The organism is Stenotrophomonas panacihumi, assembly GCF_001431645.1.
Classification (GTDB): domain Bacteria; phylum Pseudomonadota; class Gammaproteobacteria; order Xanthomonadales; family Xanthomonadaceae; genus Stenotrophomonas_A; species Stenotrophomonas_A panacihumi.
The window spans coordinates 1-1,221 of record NZ_LLXU01000036.1 but is presented as its reverse complement, the minus strand read 5'-3'; the positions used below and the strand labels follow the sequence as shown (position 1 = coordinate 1,221).

Genomic DNA, 1,221 nt, shown 5'->3' with positions numbered 1-1,221 from the left:
AAGGGTAAGTTCGAGCGCACCAAGCCGCACGTGAACGTCGGCACCATCGGTCACGTCGACCACGGCAAGACCACGCTGACCGCCGCGCTGACCAAGATTGGCGCCGAGCGTTTCGGTGGCGAGTTCAAGGCCTACGACGCGATTGACGCGGCGCCGGAAGAGAAGGCGCGCGGCATCACGATCTCGACGGCGCACGTCGAGTACGAATCCCCGACCCGTCACTACGCCCACGTCGATTGCCCGGGCCACGCTGACTACGTCAAGAACATGATCACCGGTGCGGCGCAGATGGACGGCGCGATCCTGGTGTGCTCGGCCGCTGACGGCCCGATGCCGCAGACCCGCGAGCACATCCTGCTGTCGCGTCAGGTCGGTGTGCCGTACATCGTCGTGTTCCTGAACAAGGCCGACATGGTGGACGACGCCGAGCTGCTGGAGCTGGTGGAGATGGAAGTCCGCGAACTGCTGAGCAAGTACGAGTTCCCGGGCGACGACACCCCGATCATCCACGGTTCGGCCCGTCTGGCGCTGGAAGGCGACCAGAGCGACATCGGCGTGCCGGCGATCATCAAGCTGGTCGAGGCGCTGGACACCTGGATCCCGGAGCCGGAGCGCGCGATTGACCGTCCGTTCCTGATGCCGGTGGAAGACGTGTTCTCGATCTCGGGCCGCGGCACCGTGGTGACCGGCCGTATCGAGCGCGGCATCATCAAGGTGGGCGACGAAATCGAAATCGTCGGTATCCGTCCGACCCAGAAGACCACCGTGACCGGCGTGGAAATGTTCCGCAAGCTGCTGGACCAGGGCCAGGCCGGTGACAACGCGGGCCTGCTGCTGCGCGGCACCAAGCGTGACGACGTGGAGCGCGGCCAGGTGCTGGCCAAGCCGGGTTCGATCACCCCGCACACCGAGTTCGAAGCTGAGGTGTACGTGCTGTCGAAGGACGAGGGCGGCCGTCACACCCCGTTCTTCAAGGGCTACCGCCCGCAGTTCTACTTCCGCACCACCGACATCACCGGTGCCGTCCAGCTGCCGGAAGGCGTGGAGATGGTGATGCCGGGTGACAACGTGAAGATGTCGGTCACCCTGATCAACCCGGTGGCGATGGACGAAGGCCTGCGTTTCGCGATTCGCGAAGGCGGCCGTACCGTCGGCGCCGGCGTGGTGGCCAAGATCACCAAGTAAGTGCCTGCTGTCCGGTGGCTTCGGCTGCCGGATCGC

1 protein-coding gene is annotated in these 1,221 nt (G+C 65.6%); it reads left to right on the top strand.

The window, feature by feature from the left end; genetic code table 11:
• Positions 1-1,185, top strand: a 1,185-nt coding sequence (gene tuf, locus ARC20_RS02105; protein WP_081417993.1) for an elongation factor Tu, incomplete at its 5' end; no start/stop codon positions are given.
• Positions 1,186-1,221 lie beyond the last annotated feature (36 nt).